The organism is Ruegeria atlantica, assembly GCF_001458195.1.
Classification (GTDB): Bacteria; Pseudomonadota; Alphaproteobacteria; order Rhodobacterales; family Rhodobacteraceae; genus Ruegeria; species Ruegeria atlantica.
Window position 1 is genome coordinate 116,379 of the sequence record NZ_CYPU01000072.1, and the last position, 15,618, is coordinate 131,996.

Consider the following 15,618-nt stretch of genomic DNA (forward strand, 5'->3'; position numbering starts at 1 on the left):
GGCCGCATTGGCCGATCATTTGGAACAGGATTATGGGCGATACAGACGGCAGTTCTATGGCGGCGCAGAGCGCGCAACCGAAGGACAGCGGTGAAAATGCCAGCAAAAATGCTGGCTTCTTTTCTCGAATAGTGGACGCGTTCTCGCCGCAGAGCGACGAAGAGGTCAGCGCGACCAATGGACATGAGGTCGACATGGTTCAGCCTCGCGGCATGATCAATCTGCGGCGAATGCGGGTCGAAGATGTGGCTATTCCTACGGCGGAAATCGTGTCTGTGCCCTCAACAATCAGCAAGGATGAGCTTGCCCAGGTTTTCCGCGACAGCGGCCTGTCCCGGATCCCCGTCTACGAGGGAACGCTTGATACGCCTTTGGGGTTTGTACACCTGAAGGATTTTGCGCTTACGCACGGATTTAATGGCACGGGTTCAGAGTTTGATCTGGTCTCGATGCTGCGCACTTTGTTGTTTGTGCCGCCGTCGATGCCTATTGGCGTGTTGTTGACGAAGATGCAGACCGAACGCCGCCATATGGCGCTGGTGATTGACGAATACGGCGGTGTTGATGGTCTGGTGTCGATCGAGGATCTGATCGAACAGGTGGTCGGTGAGATCGCCGATGAGCACGATGCCGACGAAGGTCAGCTTTGGATTCAGGACAAGCCCGGCTGCTATGTTGTGCAGGCGCGCGTTCCGCTAGAAGATTTCGAGGCCGAGATCGGGCGTTCTCTGACAAGTCACGAAGACGTGGACGAGGAAGAAATCGACACGTTGGGCGGATTGGTCTTCATGCTGTCTGGTCGCGTTCCCGCACGAGGCGAGGTCGTGTTGCACCCCGAAGGTCCCGAGTTCGAGGTGATCGATGCCGACCCGCGCCGGATCAAACGTCTGCGTGTCATGTTGCCGGATCGCGTTGAATGAACCCTGCACAGGGCTGGCCGTTTTGGCTGCGGTTAATATCCGCAGCTTTGCTGGGCGCGGTCGCGGCGTTTGGGCTTGCTCCGTTCGGCATTTGGCCGGCAACAATGATCGCATTGGTCCTGCTGTCGCCTCTGTTTCTTACGACTGAGACGCGGGTGAAGGCGGCGTGGTTGGGCTGGGCCTTTGCGACCGGATATTTCGCGCATGCGCTCAGTTGGATTGTCGAGCCGTTCCTTGTTGATGTCCAACGTCACGGATGGATGGCGCCTTTTGCCCTAACATTCATGGCAGGCGGCCTCGCGCTGTTTTGGGCGTTAGCTTTTTGGCTGGTGTGGCGTCCCGACAGCGATGGCGTATCACAGGCCGTGTTTCTGGCGATTTCAATCTCACTGCTGGAATTTGCCCGAGGCTATGTCCTGACGGGGTTTCCCTGGGCGGGGCTGGCGCAGGTCTGGGTGAATACACAGGTCGCGCAGCTATTGTCTCTGTTCGGGCCATATGGGCTGGGCGCGGTGACTTTGCTGGCGACTTTGCCACTCGGGGCCGCGCTGTCGCGGCGCGATGGCTATGTGGTTCCGATAGTCCTGACCGTTGGAACCGCGTGTTTCGCAATGATTTATGCCGTGTCGCGCCCGGCTGTTACGGACACTGACAATGTTGTTCGCCTCATTCAACCAAATGCACCCCAGCATCAGAAATGGGATCCGGATTACGCCCCGCTGTTTTTTGCCCGACAACTAGAGTTTTCGGCGGCGGCCCCACGACCGGATTTGATTGTCTGGCCGGAAACCTCGGTTCCTGCATGGCTGGGCAGTGCGCAGCCTTATCTGACCGCAATCGCCGATGCCGCGCAGGGGACGTCCGTATTTCTGGGTATTCAGAGAGGGGACGGCCCGCGCATTTACAATTCGATGATCTATCTGGACGAAGATGGCCGGCAGCAGGGGCTTTACGACAAGCATCACCTGGCGCCCTTTGGCGAATATGTCCCATTTGGTGAGATCCTAGCTCAGTTCGGAATTTACGGAATGGCTGCCACCACCGGCAATGGCTTTAGCGCCGGACCGGGTGCGGCACTGATGGACGCTGGCAAGCTGGGGAAGGCATTACCCCTTATCTGCTATGAGGCGGTCTTCACTCAGGATGTCTTGTCTGCACCAGGTCGTGCCGATTTTCTGCTGCAGATCACCAATGATGCGTGGTTCGGAACGCGCTCGGGGCCGTATCAGCATCTGGCTCAGGCGCAAATGCGCGCCATCGAGCAAGGGTTGCCAATGATGCGGTCGGCCAATACCGGAGTGTCGGCGATGATTGACCCGCTGGGGCGGGTTACGGAAGCATTGCCCCTGGGGCAGGCCGGTTTTGTCGATTCGACTTTGCCCAAGGCGCTGGCTCCGACTGTGTACGCCCGGCTGGGTGATGCACCGGTTTTCGTCGCGCTGTTGGCGTTTTTTGCGCTGCTTTGGCGCAACGCCAGAGAACAGCAATAGTAATTTGGCATTGACGCTGTGTTTCTTGATGCGTATCCCGTTGCATGCTCATTACAACGGCTTCCTGACGTGATGGGATAATCTTAATGGAGCACTTTCATGTCCCGACAGAACTACACATTTACTTCGGAATCTGTTTCCGAAGGGCACCCGGATAAGGTTTGCGACCGGATCTCCGATGCAGTGCTTGACGCATTTCTGAATGAAGAACCCGAAGCGCGCGTGGCGTGCGAGACCTTTGCTACGACCGACCGGGTCGTCATCGGTGGCGAAGTAGGTCTGTCTGATCAGGAAAAGCTGCACGATTACATGGGCCGCATCGACGAGATTGCGCGCGCCTGTATAAAAGATATCGGATACGAGCAGGACAAGTTCCACCACGAAACCGTCGAGGTGACGAACCTGCTGCACGAACAGTCCGCGCATATCGCACAAGGTGTGGATGCAGCCGCGGACAAGGACGAAGGTGCCGGTGACCAGGGCATCATGTTCGGTTATGCGACCACGGAAACGCCTGCGCTGATGCCGGCACCGATCCAGTATTCGCACGCGATCCTGCGCCGTCTTGCCGAAGTGCGCAAGAATGGCAGCGAACCCGCGCTGGGTCCTGATGCCAAGTCGCAATTGTCGGTCGTTTATCGTGACGGCAAACCTGTGGGTGTCGGCTCGATCGTGTTGTCGACACAACACCTGGACGAAGCGCTGAGTTCCGCCGACATCCACGCGATTGTCGAGCCTTACATTCGTGAAACACTGCCCGAAGGGTGGTTGAGCGACGAAACCGAGTGGCACGTGAACCCCACTGGCAAATTCGTGATCGGTGGCCCGGATGGTGACGCAGGTCTGACCGGGCGCAAGATCATCGTAGACACTTATGGTGGCGCAGCCCCGCACGGCGGCGGCGCGTTCTCGGGTAAGGACCCGACCAAGGTGGACCGTTCGGCCGCGTATGCCGCGCGTTACCTAGCCAAGAATGTTGTCGCCGCCGGAATGGCAGAACGCTGCACGATCCAGCTAAGCTATGCGATTGGTGTGTCCAAGCCGCTGTCTATCTATGCAGACACTCACGGCACTGGTGAAATCCCGGACGCAGAAATCGAAAAGGCTGTTGGTCAGGTCATGGATCTAACCCCGCGCGGTATCCGGCAGCACCTGCAGATGAACAAGCCTATCTATCAGCGCACGGCGGCTTACGGCCACTTTGGCCGCGAACCCGAGGCGGATGGCGGTTTTAGCTGGGAACGGACCGATCTGGCCGGTGCGCTGAAAGCCACGGTCTGATCCGAATTATCAAAGCGCGCCGATATCGGCGCGCTTTTTTTGTTGAACGGTGATTACTACGCCCCTCTTGAACCAACCTCGGCGTCGCAGTATGGCCACCGCCATGAGCACCCAAACCCCACAACGCCCGCGCAGAAACTTCTATGGCCGCTTCAAAGGGAAAACCCTGAAGCCCAGCCAAAAGACCTATCTGAACGAAGACCTTGATGCACTGTCACCGGGTGCGGTGGATTGGGAAACCAATCCCGAACGCCATCCGCTGGATCTGAACGCTCTGTTCGATGGCAGGGACGTCTGGCTTGAGGTCGGCTTTGGTGGGGGTGAGCATCTTGTGCACCAGGCTGCTAGCAACCCCGATATCGGCATTATTGGGGCCGAACCGTATATCAACGGCGTCGCTATGCTGTTGGGTAAGATTCGTCAGGCCGGGGTCGAAAATCTGGCGGTGCATCCGGGCGATGTGCGCGATCTGTTCGATGTTCTGCCCGAAGCCAGTATCTCACGCGCTTTTCTACTTTATCCTGATCCCTGGCCAAAAACACGGCACCACCGTCGCCGTTTCGTGACGCAGGAACATCTGGAGCCTTTGGCCCGTGCCCTGAAGCCAGGGTCTATTTTTCGCGTTGCTACGGACATTCCCGACTATGTGCGCCATACATTGGAAGAGGTGCCGCGCGCCGGGTTCGAATGGCTGGCCGGGCGCCCTGCCGACTGGCGCGAGCCGTGGGATGACTGGATTTCCACCCGTTATGAACAGAAGGCCCTGCGTGAAGGCCGTACGCCACACTACCTGACCTTCCGCCGCAAAGACTGATTGCGGCTGGACCAACCGGCCCCAATTCGCTAATCCGCCTTAAACTGATAGCGAAAACAGGAGCCCCCATGTCCGGACACGGCACGCCCATCCCGATGACCTCGCATCCCTGCGGCCCGCTGACCGGAACGGCAGAGGTGCCCGGTGACAAATCTATTTCGCACCGGTCGCTGATCCTGGGTGCGATGGCCGTGGGCGAGACCCGGATCACGGGTCTGTTGGAAGGTGAAGATGTTCTGGACACCGCCAAGGCCATGCGCGCCTTCGGGGCTGAGGTCACTGACCATGGCGGCGGCGAATGGACTGTGCATGGTGTAGGTGTCGGTGGCTTTGCCGAACCCGATCAGGTGATTGATTGCGGCAACTCGGGCACCGGTGTTCGCTTGATTATGGGCGCGATGGCGACCTGTCCGATTTCGGCGACTTTTACGGGCGACGCTAGCCTGAATAAACGCCCCATGGCGCGGGTCACAGATCCGCTGGCGCTGTTTGGAACGCAATCGGTGGGCCGTTCAGGGGGGCGCTTGCCGATGACTATCGTTGGCGCGGCTGACTCTACGCCGGTGCGCTACGAGGTACCCGTGCCTTCCGCCCAGGTAAAATCTGCGGTGCTGCTGGCTGGCCTTAATGCTCCCGGCAAAACTGTGGTGATCGAGAAAGAAGTCACACGCGACCATTCCGAGCGGATGCTGGCGGGCTTTGGCGCGGAAATCACCGTTGAGGACACCGATGAGGGCCGGGTGATCACTCTGACTGGCCGCCCCGAGTTGAAACCGCAGGTCATTGCCGTGCCGCGCGATCCGTCCAGCGCGGCCTTTCCGGTCTGCGCGGCGTTGCTAACGCCTGGCTCGGACGTTTTGGTGCCGGGCATCGGCCTGAACCCCACCCGTGCGGGGTTGTTCACTACGCTGCGCGAGATGGGTGCAGATCTGACATACGAGAATGAGCGCAAAGAGGGCGGCGAACCCGTCGCCGATCTGCGCGCAAAATATTCGCCGAAAATGAAGGGGATCGATGTTCTACCAGAACGCGCAGCCTCGATGATCGATGAATACCCTGTACTGTCCGTGATTGCGGCAAATGCCACCGGCGTCACGATGATGGGCGGTGTAAAAGAGCTGCGCGTGAAAGAAAGTGACCGGATCGACGCAATGGCCCGGGGCCTGCGCGCCAACGGTGTAACCGTCGAAGAAGGTGATGAATGGTGGTCGGTTGAGGGGCTGGGCATCGGCAACGTCCCCGGCGGCGGCACGTGTGAGAGCTTTCTTGACCACCGGATCGCCATGTCTTTCATGATTTTGGGGATGGGCGCTAAAAAGGGTGTGACCGTCGACGATGCGGGCCCGATCGCCACCTCGTTCCCGATTTTTGAACCTTTGATGGCCACGTTGGGTGCTAAATTGCAGCGTAATAATCGGTAGGTTTGATGTCAGATTCGCAGTTCACAATCGCCATTGACGGGCCTGCGGCGGCGGGCAAGGGCACGATCTCCAAAGCGGTCGCGGCCCGGTTTGGCTTCGCGCATCTGGACACCGGGCTTTTGTACCGCGCGGTCGGCAGGCGGACTTTGCAGGGACTGGAGCCGATTGCGGCAGCACAAGCCCTGACCCCCGAAGAGTTGGAGCAGGGCGATTTGCGCACGGCCGAGATTGCGAAAACAGCCTCAAAAGTAGCTGTGATCCCCGAGGTTCGGGCCGCGTTGGTTGACTTCCAGCGGGCGTTTGCGCGCCGCAGCGGGGGCGCTGTGCTGGATGGTCGCGACATCGGTACTGTGATTTGTCCCGAGGCTGAGGTGAAACTGTTCGTCACCGCCAGCCCCGAAGTTCGGGCTGAGCGTCGTTATCTTGAGCTCAGCGCGAAGGGCAGTGATATCACGCGTGAACAGGTGCTGTTGGACGTAAGAGAACGTGACGCCCGTGACGCAGAACGCAGCGCCGCGCCCATGAAGCCGGCAGAAGATGCCGTCTTGCTGGACACGTCAGACCTGAGCATCGAATCCGCCTTGGCACAGGCTGTCGAGGTCATCGAGAAGGCAAGGCCCGCAAAATCGTAACTTCGCGGGCCTTTGGCTGTTAGACTACAGCTCTCCGACCGCGATGCTTTTGATCTTCGACCACTGATTGTCAGCGGTTTCGGATGTGGCAGAGACATCTTCAAGGAACGCCGCGCGCGTATCTGCGTTCAGGAACAGATACAGCTTGCCGTCAGCCACCAGGTATTGATCCGGATCGCCGTCGAATTTTTTGCCGACAGAAACGCCGAATGAACAGAACCCGCCATGTTGTGGCAGGTAGGCCGCCGGGTTGGCCTCGAACGCTTCGCGGTTGGCGGCGCTGGTGAAGTAATAAGATGCGCCGTCATAAGTGGCCGAGTGGGTGGCAAAGCCATCGACCGGGTTGCCGTCGTTAACGAGAGTCACCAGATCGACCCCATGCGCGGCAAGCGGCGCACCGGCGGCAGAAATACCGTTTGATACGTTGATCTCATCCGCAGCAAAGGCCGGGGCTGCGATCAGGGGCAATGTGGCGATCAGGGTGGTAAGAACGAGAGACTTCATTTGTGTTTCCTTTCCGGTTCAGTATCCGGCCAGCAGGTCTGCCAGCCGCTGAACCAAAGCTAGGAACTAGGTTCTGAACGAGCTATCGCAGAAAGCCCTGAGTATCTTGCAGATCGTTCAAAGTTGTCGGTGCCTTCGAAATACTGTTCACCAAGCTTTGTTTGGTCAGGTCTGCGCCTCGACCCTATTGTCGGTGTAAAGCCTGCAGGAGAGATGCCATGATCCGACTAGCCTTACTGATGATTTTCCTTGCCGGAAGTGCATTCGCTCAAGAGACGGCTGAGCCGGAGCCCCCGATGACGTATGAGCGGTTGGGAAAGATAATCTTTGCGCTCGATCCTGACGCGAAACCGTTTGGACCGGGGTTTGAGCTGAAGGTTGGGGACGTAACGGTGCTGGTCGTTACGGATATCAATGCGGATCGGATGCGGGCCATGGTCGCGATTGGCAGCGCCAAAGATTTGTCGCCCGCTGACCTTGAACGCGTGATGCAGGCGAATTTTGACAGCACGCTGGACGCGCGTTACGCGCTCGCGAATGGTATCTTGTGGGCTGCGTACATCCATCCGCTATCCCGGCTGGACAAGAACCAACTGATCTCGGGGCTGGCCCAGACAGTGAATATCGCCAAGACTTATGGCACCTTGTACACCGGTGGCGCGGCGGAATTCGGAGGGGGCGACAGCCAGGATTTGCAGCGCGATCTGATCGAAGAGCTTCTGAAAAAAGGTGAGGAAATCTGACACGCGCCCGGGAAGTGCGTTTGCTCTGATTTCAAGTTGCCGCGCAGAAGCTGCGGTCCATCGGCGGCCCGGTTTGCCTTTAACGCATCGCGTTTATTTGTACTGCCCGGGGCAGGGTGCCGTGACCGAGCGTCGCTTTGCCGAAAGAAGGAAAGTACATTCAGGTCAGGGCGCGCTAGACCCTAGCTGGACGCAGGAAACCTGCTATGCTTTGCCCATGCCAGAAGGGAAGGCTGCCAACAAATCCTCAAAAACAAAAAGGGGAAGCGGCCAAAAAATCCCTCAAGCCAACAGGGACAGAACAATATGAATAATCGTTTGCGTAAGATCACTATCGTGGGTGGTGGCACGGCGGGTTGGATGACCGCGCTGATACTGGACATGGTGTTTTCACGCACCTCGGCCCCCAAGGATCGCCCGCGCATCTGCCTGATCGAAAGCCCCAATATCGCCACTGTTGGCGTCGGTGAGGCCACGGTGCCGCGCATGCCGGTCACTCTGCGTCAGGCGGGCATTTCCGAGCGGGATTTTTTTCGCGAGACCAATGCATCGTTCAAGCTGGGCGTGAAGTTCTGCAATTGGAACAAGGACGCAAAGGGCAATCGCATCGATTATGTGAACCCCTTTGCCCACGGTCAGTTGTTGGAAGGATTGGAAGCCGCCGAATACTTCTTGCGCTTTGGCAATGGCGATCGGGACTTTACGCAATCCATCTCGCCGCATGACGATCTGGCCCGCCTGTGCAAGGGCGGGCGACCGCTGGGTCAACCCGAGTTCGAACAACGGTTTGGCTACGCATATCATCTGGACGCCGTGAAATTTGCGGGCATGCTGACCAAGGTCTGCACCAAGCGCGGGGTGGAGCATATCCAAGATGAGGTGCAGGCGGTTGAGCTGGATGAACAGGGCAATGTCAGCCATCTGATGTTAGAGCGTAAGGGTCGCCACGACATCGAGATGGTCATAGATTGCACCGGGTTCCGCGGTTTGATCATCAACAAAGCACTGGGTGAGCCGTTTATGGATTACTCGGATTACCTGCCCAACGACCGCGCCATGGCTTTGCAGATTGAACATCCCGACCCAGAGAAAATCGAAAGCGTCACCCGGTCTACCGCGCTGGGCGCCGGTTGGACATGGCGGGTGCCGCTCTACAACCGTGTGGGCACAGGATATGTGTATTCATCGGCGCATCGCACGGATGATCAGGCGGCAGATGAATATCTCGAATGGCTAGGCGACAGCGGCAAAGATTTGACACCGCGCGTGATCCCGATGCGCATCGGGCGCGTGCGCAATGCTTGGGTCAAGAACTGTCTGGCAATCGGTTTGTCTGGCGGGTTCATTGAACCGTTGGAAAGTACCGCAATCCATATGGTTGATCATGCGGTGCGCTGGTTCGCAGAACACCTGCCTACACGCGACATCGAACCATCGCTGCGGGCAAGATACAACCGCCAAATGAACAAGATGTATGACGAGGTCCTGGATTTCATCTGTCTGCACTATCGCCTGGGCAACCGCACGGATGATCAATATTGGATCGATGCGCGCACAGAGATGAAGATACCGGATCGTTTGGCCGAAAACCTGGAATTGTGGCAGCACCGCCTGCCCATGGAACACGATATCGAATTCGCCACACTGTTTAATTTCCGCGTTTATCAGACGGTTCTTTTGGGCAAGCAGGTCTATGACACCGGCTATGGGACCGGCATCCGTGATCGTCTGCGGCCGTTGAAGAAACCGATTTGGTTCCAGTGGTGGAAGGGCGCGAAGGTGGATCTTGCGCAGATCCTCAAGGCGATGCCGGATCACAAAACACTGCTGCGCGATATCCGAGGAGAGCTGGAGCAACCGCCAGCCTTTGGTATGGCGGCTGCGATGCAACCGACCGTCGCGATGCCGGGCGAACAACTTGCACCCGTGGCAATCCAGAACATGCCGAACCTTGCCGAAATCCAAAGCGGCAAGAAGGACCTGCAACTGTTCTAGAAGGTCCTAGCGCTCCGCGCAGCTTTGCGGTGGTGGCAGCATTGAACTGCGCTGCGCGGACCGAAGACCCACTGGAGAAATGCAAAATACCTGCGTTAAAGCGCGGGTCCTTCACGCAGCTTTTCCTGCTCGGACGGGGTGGGCGTGTGATTGAAGACAAAGGCCGTGCGGCAGGCTTCTTCTCCGCCCAGGTCTTCGATTTTCTTGCGTTGATCGGCAAAGGCGCGGGAGTTGACCTCTTCGGGGTCGCAGATTTCTCGCAGACGGCGTTCCCCTTCGGCCAGAGCGGTCTGAACCTGCGGGTCATTTACCCGATCCAGCGCGCGGTTGGTCTGTTCTTGAGGATCGATTGACAGGTCGAACAATTGCGGGGGCTGTCCGACATAATAGACGTATTTCCATTCGCCCCATCGCACCATGAAACTGCCGGTTTTTGACCCACCATCGTGGTATTCGCTGAAGCCGGTTCGGTCGGCGTCGTCCGGCGCATTTGCCAACTCGATCAGAGACAAGCCGGGTTGACCCGCGTTGCCGTCGTCGGCTTCGATGCCGCAGACGTCCCGGGCGGTTGCGGCGATATCGGTCAGATTGGTACATGTGGTGACGCGTCGCCCCGACGGGATACCGGGGCCGGCCGCGATCATCGGAATTCCTGCACTGGCCTCATACATTACCTGTTTGGTCCAAAACCCCTGATCCCCCATCATGTCACCGTGGTCGGATACATAGATCACGGCCGTATTTTCAGCATGACCACTGTCGGACAAGGCTTTCAGGATGCGCCCCACGCAATCATCCATCAGTGAGATCAGGCCATAATAAGCCGCTTTCGCCTCGCGCATTTTCTGTTCGTCGAAATAGTCCTCATAGTTGAAGAACGCGGCGATGTTGCGCAGCTCTTCATGATCCGGCAGCCCTTTGCCATAACCGACAGGCAAATCCATATGAGCAGGGTCGTAAATGTCGTACCATTCCTTGGGACAGGTCAGGGGATAGTGCGGACTGACCAGCGACACAAATGCAGCCCAGGGCTTGTCCTGTCGCGCGGGATCGGCCAGCCAGGCCTCGGCTGCTGCGGTAATGTCCAGATCGTAATCGGTGTAGGTGCTGGGCCCGACGCCCACATCGCCTGCCAGCTCGGATGCCGAATCATAGTCTGGTGGGTTTTCGCGCAAAAGCCCAACAGCCCAGCCGACACCTCCGACCACGTGCATCGGCAGGATCTCCTCCGAGAAGCCATTGTCGTCTTGGTTGGACCTGAAGTGCAGTTTTCCAATAGAGACGACCTCGCGCCCGGCGTCGCGCACCTGCCTCATCCAGCTGCGCGGGTGGCCGTCATAGGGGGTTGCGCTGTCCCAGTTTCCTGTCGTGTGAACCCAGTCTCCGGTCGCAAGCGCCGCCCGTGTGGGTACGCACATGGGTGAGGGTGTGTAGGCGGACTGAAACATCGTACCGCGCGTGGCCAGTGCATCCAGATTGGGCGTTTTGACAATCGGATGGCCCGCGCATCCCATCGCGTCTTTGCGGTGTTCGTCTGAAACGATGACGAGAAAGTTCAGGTCTTGACGCATGAAATCCTCCGGCTTTCTCAAAGCTTTGCAATTGGCGCTGACTTTGCTGTTCGAAACGCGACATTCTTCGCAGGAATCGGGAAATGCGCCTAACGAGAGCGGTTGCATACGGATATTGATAATGTAATAACATAGCAAAAAAATCGAGCGAGCATGGCGATATCCATTGACACCTGAAAGCCTAGGTTCGTGCGCGCCGATGAAAGGAGCGCAAAATGACTGACCGCCGAAAGAACCGAAACCTGCGCAGCCGGATCAAACGCCGCCGGCGGACGGGATCGCTAATGCAGGCCTATGATGCGTTGCCTGCCGAATTGCGATGGTGGCTTGCCTCGGCTTGTTTGCCGTGGAGCCCGGCCTCAGCGCTGCGCATTTGGGATAAGGTAGGCGGCGCGCATGATCCCAATGATGCCTATTCGCGTTTGAATGCCATTGAGCAATCCATGTTGCAACGGGACGGGCGCGTTTGGGACATGGCGCGGCGGGGGTGACGGCGGCCGGTGCCCTGTATATCAAGGCTTTCCTCTTGCACATGTCGGGAATTCCGCATATACGCGCGCTGTCAACACAAGGGCGGTCAACGTCCGGATGACGTTACTGAGCAGGGCCGGGTAACCTCGGCCCTTTGTGTTTGTTTGCTCAGCGGCGCACCGGGTCACGTCCGATGACACCATGAAACAAGACCGGCGGAGACAACCGCTCGGCCAGTAAAAATGTATGTAAAGGAAAACACTGCCAGATGGCTGATACAACCATGGAGGAATTCGAAGCCCTCCTGAACGAAAGCTTCGAAATGGACACGCCCGAAGAGGGTTCTGTTGTCAAAGGCAAGGTACTGGCGATCGAAGCCGGCCAAGCCATCATCGACGTCGGCTACAAAATGGAAGGCCGCGTTGATCTGAAAGAATTCGCAAATCCCGGCGAAGCTCCTGAAATCGCCGTTGGTGACGAGGTAGAAGTCTACCTGCGCGCCGCAGAAAACGCCCGTGGCGAAGCCGTTATCTCGCGCGAGATGGCCCGCCGTGAAGAGGCATGGGACCGTCTGGAAAAAGCATATGCCGACGACCAGCGCGTCGAAGGTGCAATCTTTGGTCGCGTCAAAGGTGGCTTCACCGTCGATCTGGGTGGCGCAGTTGCGTTCCTGCCCGGTTCGCAGGTTGACGTCCGCCCGGTACGCGACGCTGGCCCGCTGATGGGTCTGAAGCAGCCGTTCCAGATTCTGAAAATGGACCGCCGTCGTGGCAACATCGTTGTTTCGCGCCGCGCTATCCTGGAAGAATCGCGTGCCGAACAGCGTGCCGAAGTCATTGGCAACCTGACCGAAGGTCAGACCGTCGAAGGCGTGGTCAAGAACATCACCGAATACGGTGCGTTTGTTGACCTGGGCGGCGTTGATGGCCTGCTGCACGTCACCGACATGGCATGGCGTCGTGTGAATCACCCGTCCGAGATCCTGACGATCGGCGAAACCATTAAGGTTCAGGTCATCAAGATCAACAAAGAGACCCACCGCATCAGCCTGGGCATGAAGCAGCTGCAGGAAGATCCATGGGATCTGGTTGCTGCCAAGTATCCGCTGAGCTCGGTCCATCAGGGTCGCGTCACCAACATCACCGACTACGGCGCGTTCGTCGAGCTGGAAGCCGGTGTCGAAGGTCTGGTGCACGTGTCCGAGATGTCCTGGACCAAGAAAAACGTCCACCCCGGCAAGATCGTTTCGACCAGCCAGGAAGTCGACGTCATGGTTCTGGAAATCGACGGCGCCAAGCGTCGTGTGTCTCTGGGCCTGAAGCAGACCATGCGCAACCCGTGGGAAGTGTTTGCAGAAACACACCCCGAGGGCACCGAAGTCGAAGGCGAAGTCAAAAACATCACCGAATTTGGTCTGTTCATTGGTCTCGAAGGCGACATCGACGGCATGGTTCACCTGTCCGACCTGTCGTGGGACGAACGTGGCGAAGATGCGATCCAGAACTACCGCAAAGGCGACATGGTTTCGGCCGTTGTCTCGGAAGTTGACGTGGAAAAAGAGCGTATCTCGCTGTCGATCAAAGCCCTGGGTGGTGACAAGTTCGCAGAAGCCGTTGGCGGCGTGAAGCGCGGTTCGATCATCACTGTCGAAGTCACTGCGATCGAAGATGGCGGCATCGAGGTGGAATACGAAGGCATGAAGTCCTTCATCCGTCGTTCCGACCTGTCGCGTGATCGTGCAGAGCAGCGCCCTGAGCGTTTCTCGGTTAACGACAAGATCGACGTCCGCGTCACCAATGTCGACAGCAAGACTCGCCGTCTGGGTCTGTCGATCAAGGCACGTGAGATCGCCGAAGAGAAAGAGGCCGTGGAACAGTACGGTTCTTCCGACTCGGGCGCATCGCTGGGCGATATCCTGGGTGCAGCGCTGAAATCCGGCGACTAAGCTCAGGCTGGATTTTCAGCCGAATTTTCGGCCCCGTGCAGACGCGCGGGGCCGTTTTTGTTGCGAATCAATATGTTCCAAAATTTGGGCTTATTGCGGCCGTCGTTCACGCTTTAAGAGCGGATTTTGCCTGAACAAGCAAAAAATCGCGCGACTTTGCAGTAAAATGAATGCTTTGCACACAGAGTTTACGTTCCCCCGATCACGGTTTTTTCCTATACTGTCCAGAAGTATAGACATGGTTAACCGGTCGCCTGGGAGGGTAACACTCATGATCCGTTCAGAACTGATTCAGAAAATCGCCGACGAAAACCCGCATCTCTATCAGCGTGATGTCGAGCGGATTGTGAATACCGTGTTCGAAGAAGTGACAGATGCCATGGCGCGTGGCGACCGTGTTGAACTGCGCGGCTTCGGTGCGTTCTCGGTCAAACAACGGGATGCGCGTGTTGGCCGCAATCCTCGTACGGGTGCGACCGTGCAGGTCGAAGAAAAATGTGTTCCATTCTTCAAAACTGGCAAGTTGCTAAGGGACCGATTGAACGGTAAAGCCTGACACCATGATGCGTTACCTTCGATATGCTTTCCTGGCGATCCTTGGGATCGTTCTTGTGTCAATCTCGCTGGCCAATCGCCAGATGGTCGAGTTGAAACTGATGCCGGATGCCCTGGCGGAGTTGCTGGGGCTCAATTTCTCAACGTCTTTGCCATTGTTCATCGTGGTGTTGGGCGGCGTCGTGGCCGGTCTGATCATCGGCTTCCTGTGGGAATGGCTGCGCGAGCACAAACACCGCCGCGATGCCTCGACCAAGACCGGAGAAGTGCGTAAGCTTGAGCGTGAGGTCAAGAAGCTCAAGAAAAAGCAGAATGAGGGCAAGGACGACGTTCTGGCTCTGCTGGACGAAGCCAGCTGAGGCACTTTTATGACGAACGTAGCTGTTAAAATCTGCGGGCTGACCGCACCTGATCACGTGCGCGCTGCGGCTGACGCTGGCGCGCGATATGTCGGGTTTGTCTTCTTCCAAAAATCGCCACGGCATCTTGGCATTGATGAAGCCGCGTCACTGGCACAGCTGGTGCCGGCAGGCGTGGCCAAGGTCGCGTTGACCGTGAATGCGACGGACGAGGAACTGGACCGCGTCGTCGCAAGCGTGCCCTTGGACATGTTGCAACTGCACGGCAAAGAAACACCGCAGCGTGTTTCTGAGGTTCGCGACAGGTTTGGCTTGCCGGTGATGAAAGCAATCGGCATCGCCGAAGCTGAGGATCTGAGCGCGATTGATTTGTATTCTGAAGTGGCTGATCAATTGCTGATCGACGCGAAGCCGCCGCGCACCTCCGAACTGCCGGGCGGCAATGGGCTTGCCTTTGACTGGAGATTGCTCGCAGGCCGGAAATACTGGCGAAAGCCGTGGATGCTGGCCGGGGGACTGACGCCAGACAACGTTGCCGAGGCGATCCGGATGACCGGTGCAAAACAAGTTGATGTGTCTTCGGGTGTCGAAAGCGCGCCGGGAGTTAAAGATACCATTAAGATTTCCGAATTCGTATCCGCCACTCATTGATCTGCATGCTGAGCTCCCCCGTGTATAACGCTGGGGAGGAACAAAGATGATTGCAGCGATTGGTGGGGTTTCCCTGCAACATTGGTACAACGCGCCAGAGTTCTTTTGGCGGGCCGGGCAAGCGTTGAAGCAGGCGCGAGCGGATCCATTATGCGAGCATGCGCAGATGTTCCCTCACGGTGGGCTCTACTTTTCACTAAGTGTTTGGCAAGACGCCGAGGCCATGCTGACATTTGCCCATTCGGGACCACACAGGCGCGTTCTTG

Annotated in this window: 15 protein-coding genes and 1 riboswitch; of the genes, 13 read left to right on the plus strand and 2 right to left on the minus strand. The window is 57.7% G+C overall.

The window, feature by feature from the left end:
- Window positions 1–32 precede the first annotated feature (32 nt).
- The 6 genes from RUA4292_RS21570 (at window position 33) to RUA4292_RS21595 (ending at window position 6,558) form a co-directional block, all read left to right on the plus strand.
- Complete coding sequence (locus RUA4292_RS21570) at window positions 33–920, plus strand: hemolysin family protein (protein WP_058279463.1); 888 nt, start codon at window positions 33–35, stop codon at window positions 918–920.
- A complete protein-coding gene (gene lnt, locus RUA4292_RS21575) occupies window positions 917–2,410 on the plus strand; it encodes an apolipoprotein N-acyltransferase (RefSeq protein ID WP_058279464.1) in 1,494 nt (497 codons plus the stop codon). The genes RUA4292_RS21570 and lnt overlap by 4 nt, the downstream gene beginning before the upstream one ends.
- 45 nt (window positions 2,411–2,455) lie before the next feature.
- A riboswitch (SAM-SAH riboswitch) is annotated at window positions 2,456–2,504 on the plus strand.
- Between the two features lie 5 nt (window positions 2,505–2,509).
- Window positions 2,510–3,691, plus strand: a complete 1,182-nt coding sequence (metK, locus tag RUA4292_RS21580; RefSeq protein WP_058279465.1) for a methionine adenosyltransferase — start codon at window positions 2,510–2,512, stop codon at window positions 3,689–3,691.
- Window positions 3,692–3,794: 103 nt separating this feature from the next.
- The gene (gene trmB, locus RUA4292_RS21585; RefSeq protein WP_145975039.1) at window positions 3,795–4,505 is read left to right on the plus strand and encodes a tRNA (guanine(46)-N(7))-methyltransferase TrmB; all 711 of its coding nucleotides are present in this window, start codon (window positions 3,795–3,797) and stop codon (window positions 4,503–4,505) included.
- A 68-nt stretch (window positions 4,506–4,573) separates the two neighbouring features.
- On the plus strand, window positions 4,574–5,926 hold the full coding sequence (aroA, locus tag RUA4292_RS21590; protein ID WP_058279467.1) for a 3-phosphoshikimate 1-carboxyvinyltransferase: 1,353 nt from the start codon (window positions 4,574–4,576) through the stop codon (window positions 5,924–5,926).
- A gap of 5 nt (window positions 5,927–5,931) precedes the next feature.
- A complete protein-coding gene (locus RUA4292_RS21595) occupies window positions 5,932–6,558 on the plus strand; it encodes a (d)CMP kinase (protein WP_058279468.1) in 627 nt (208 codons plus the stop codon).
- A 24-nt stretch (window positions 6,559–6,582) separates the two neighbouring features.
- On the opposite strand, the gene RUA4292_RS21600 is transcribed toward RUA4292_RS21595, so the two are convergent.
- Window positions 6,583–7,062 carry a YHS domain-containing (seleno)protein gene (locus tag RUA4292_RS21600; protein WP_058273166.1) on the minus strand — a complete coding sequence of 160 codons (480 nt, stop codon included), beginning with the start codon at window positions 7,060–7,062 and terminating at the stop codon, window positions 6,583–6,585.
- A 218-nt stretch (window positions 7,063–7,280) separates the two neighbouring features.
- Between RUA4292_RS21600 and RUA4292_RS21605 the strand changes: the two genes are divergently transcribed.
- Complete coding sequence (locus RUA4292_RS21605; protein ID WP_058279469.1) at window positions 7,281–7,805, plus strand: hypothetical protein; 525 nt, start codon at window positions 7,281–7,283, stop codon at window positions 7,803–7,805.
- Between the two features lie 306 nt (window positions 7,806–8,111).
- Window positions 8,112–9,800 (plus strand): tryptophan halogenase family protein, encoded by a 1,689-nt coding sequence (locus tag RUA4292_RS21610; protein ID WP_058279470.1) that lies wholly within the window; start codon window positions 8,112–8,114, stop codon window positions 9,798–9,800.
- Window positions 9,801–9,895: 95 nt separating this feature from the next.
- Here RUA4292_RS21610 and RUA4292_RS21615 read toward each other — a convergent pair whose 3' ends face one another.
- Complete coding sequence (locus RUA4292_RS21615) at window positions 9,896–11,371, minus strand: sulfatase-like hydrolase/transferase (RefSeq protein ID WP_058279538.1); 1,476 nt, start codon at window positions 11,369–11,371, stop codon at window positions 9,896–9,898.
- A 215-nt stretch (window positions 11,372–11,586) separates the two neighbouring features.
- On the opposite strand from RUA4292_RS21615, the gene RUA4292_RS21620 reads away from it, so the two are divergent.
- The 5 genes from RUA4292_RS21620 to RUA4292_RS21640 all read left to right on the plus strand — a co-directional run bounded on the left by RUA4292_RS21620 (window position 11,587) and on the right by RUA4292_RS21640 (window position 15,352).
- A complete protein-coding gene (locus tag RUA4292_RS21620) occupies window positions 11,587–11,862 on the plus strand; it encodes a DUF6525 family protein (RefSeq protein ID WP_233493514.1) in 276 nt (91 codons plus the stop codon).
- A 248-nt stretch (window positions 11,863–12,110) separates the two neighbouring features.
- Complete coding sequence (rpsA, locus tag RUA4292_RS21625; protein WP_058279471.1) at window positions 12,111–13,787, plus strand: 30S ribosomal protein S1; 1,677 nt, start codon at window positions 12,111–12,113, stop codon at window positions 13,785–13,787.
- A gap of 271 nt (window positions 13,788–14,058) precedes the next feature.
- A complete protein-coding gene (gene ihfB / locus RUA4292_RS21630; RefSeq protein ID WP_058279472.1) occupies window positions 14,059–14,343 on the plus strand; it encodes an integration host factor subunit beta in 285 nt (94 codons plus the stop codon).
- Between the two features lie 7 nt (window positions 14,344–14,350).
- Complete coding sequence (locus RUA4292_RS21635; protein ID WP_058279540.1) at window positions 14,351–14,701, plus strand: lipopolysaccharide assembly protein LapA domain-containing protein; 351 nt, start codon at window positions 14,351–14,353, stop codon at window positions 14,699–14,701.
- Window positions 14,702–14,710: 9 nt separating this feature from the next.
- Complete coding sequence (locus RUA4292_RS21640) at window positions 14,711–15,352, plus strand: phosphoribosylanthranilate isomerase (RefSeq protein ID WP_058279473.1); 642 nt, start codon at window positions 14,711–14,713, stop codon at window positions 15,350–15,352.
- The last annotated feature ends 266 nt before the right edge of the window (window positions 15,353–15,618 follow it).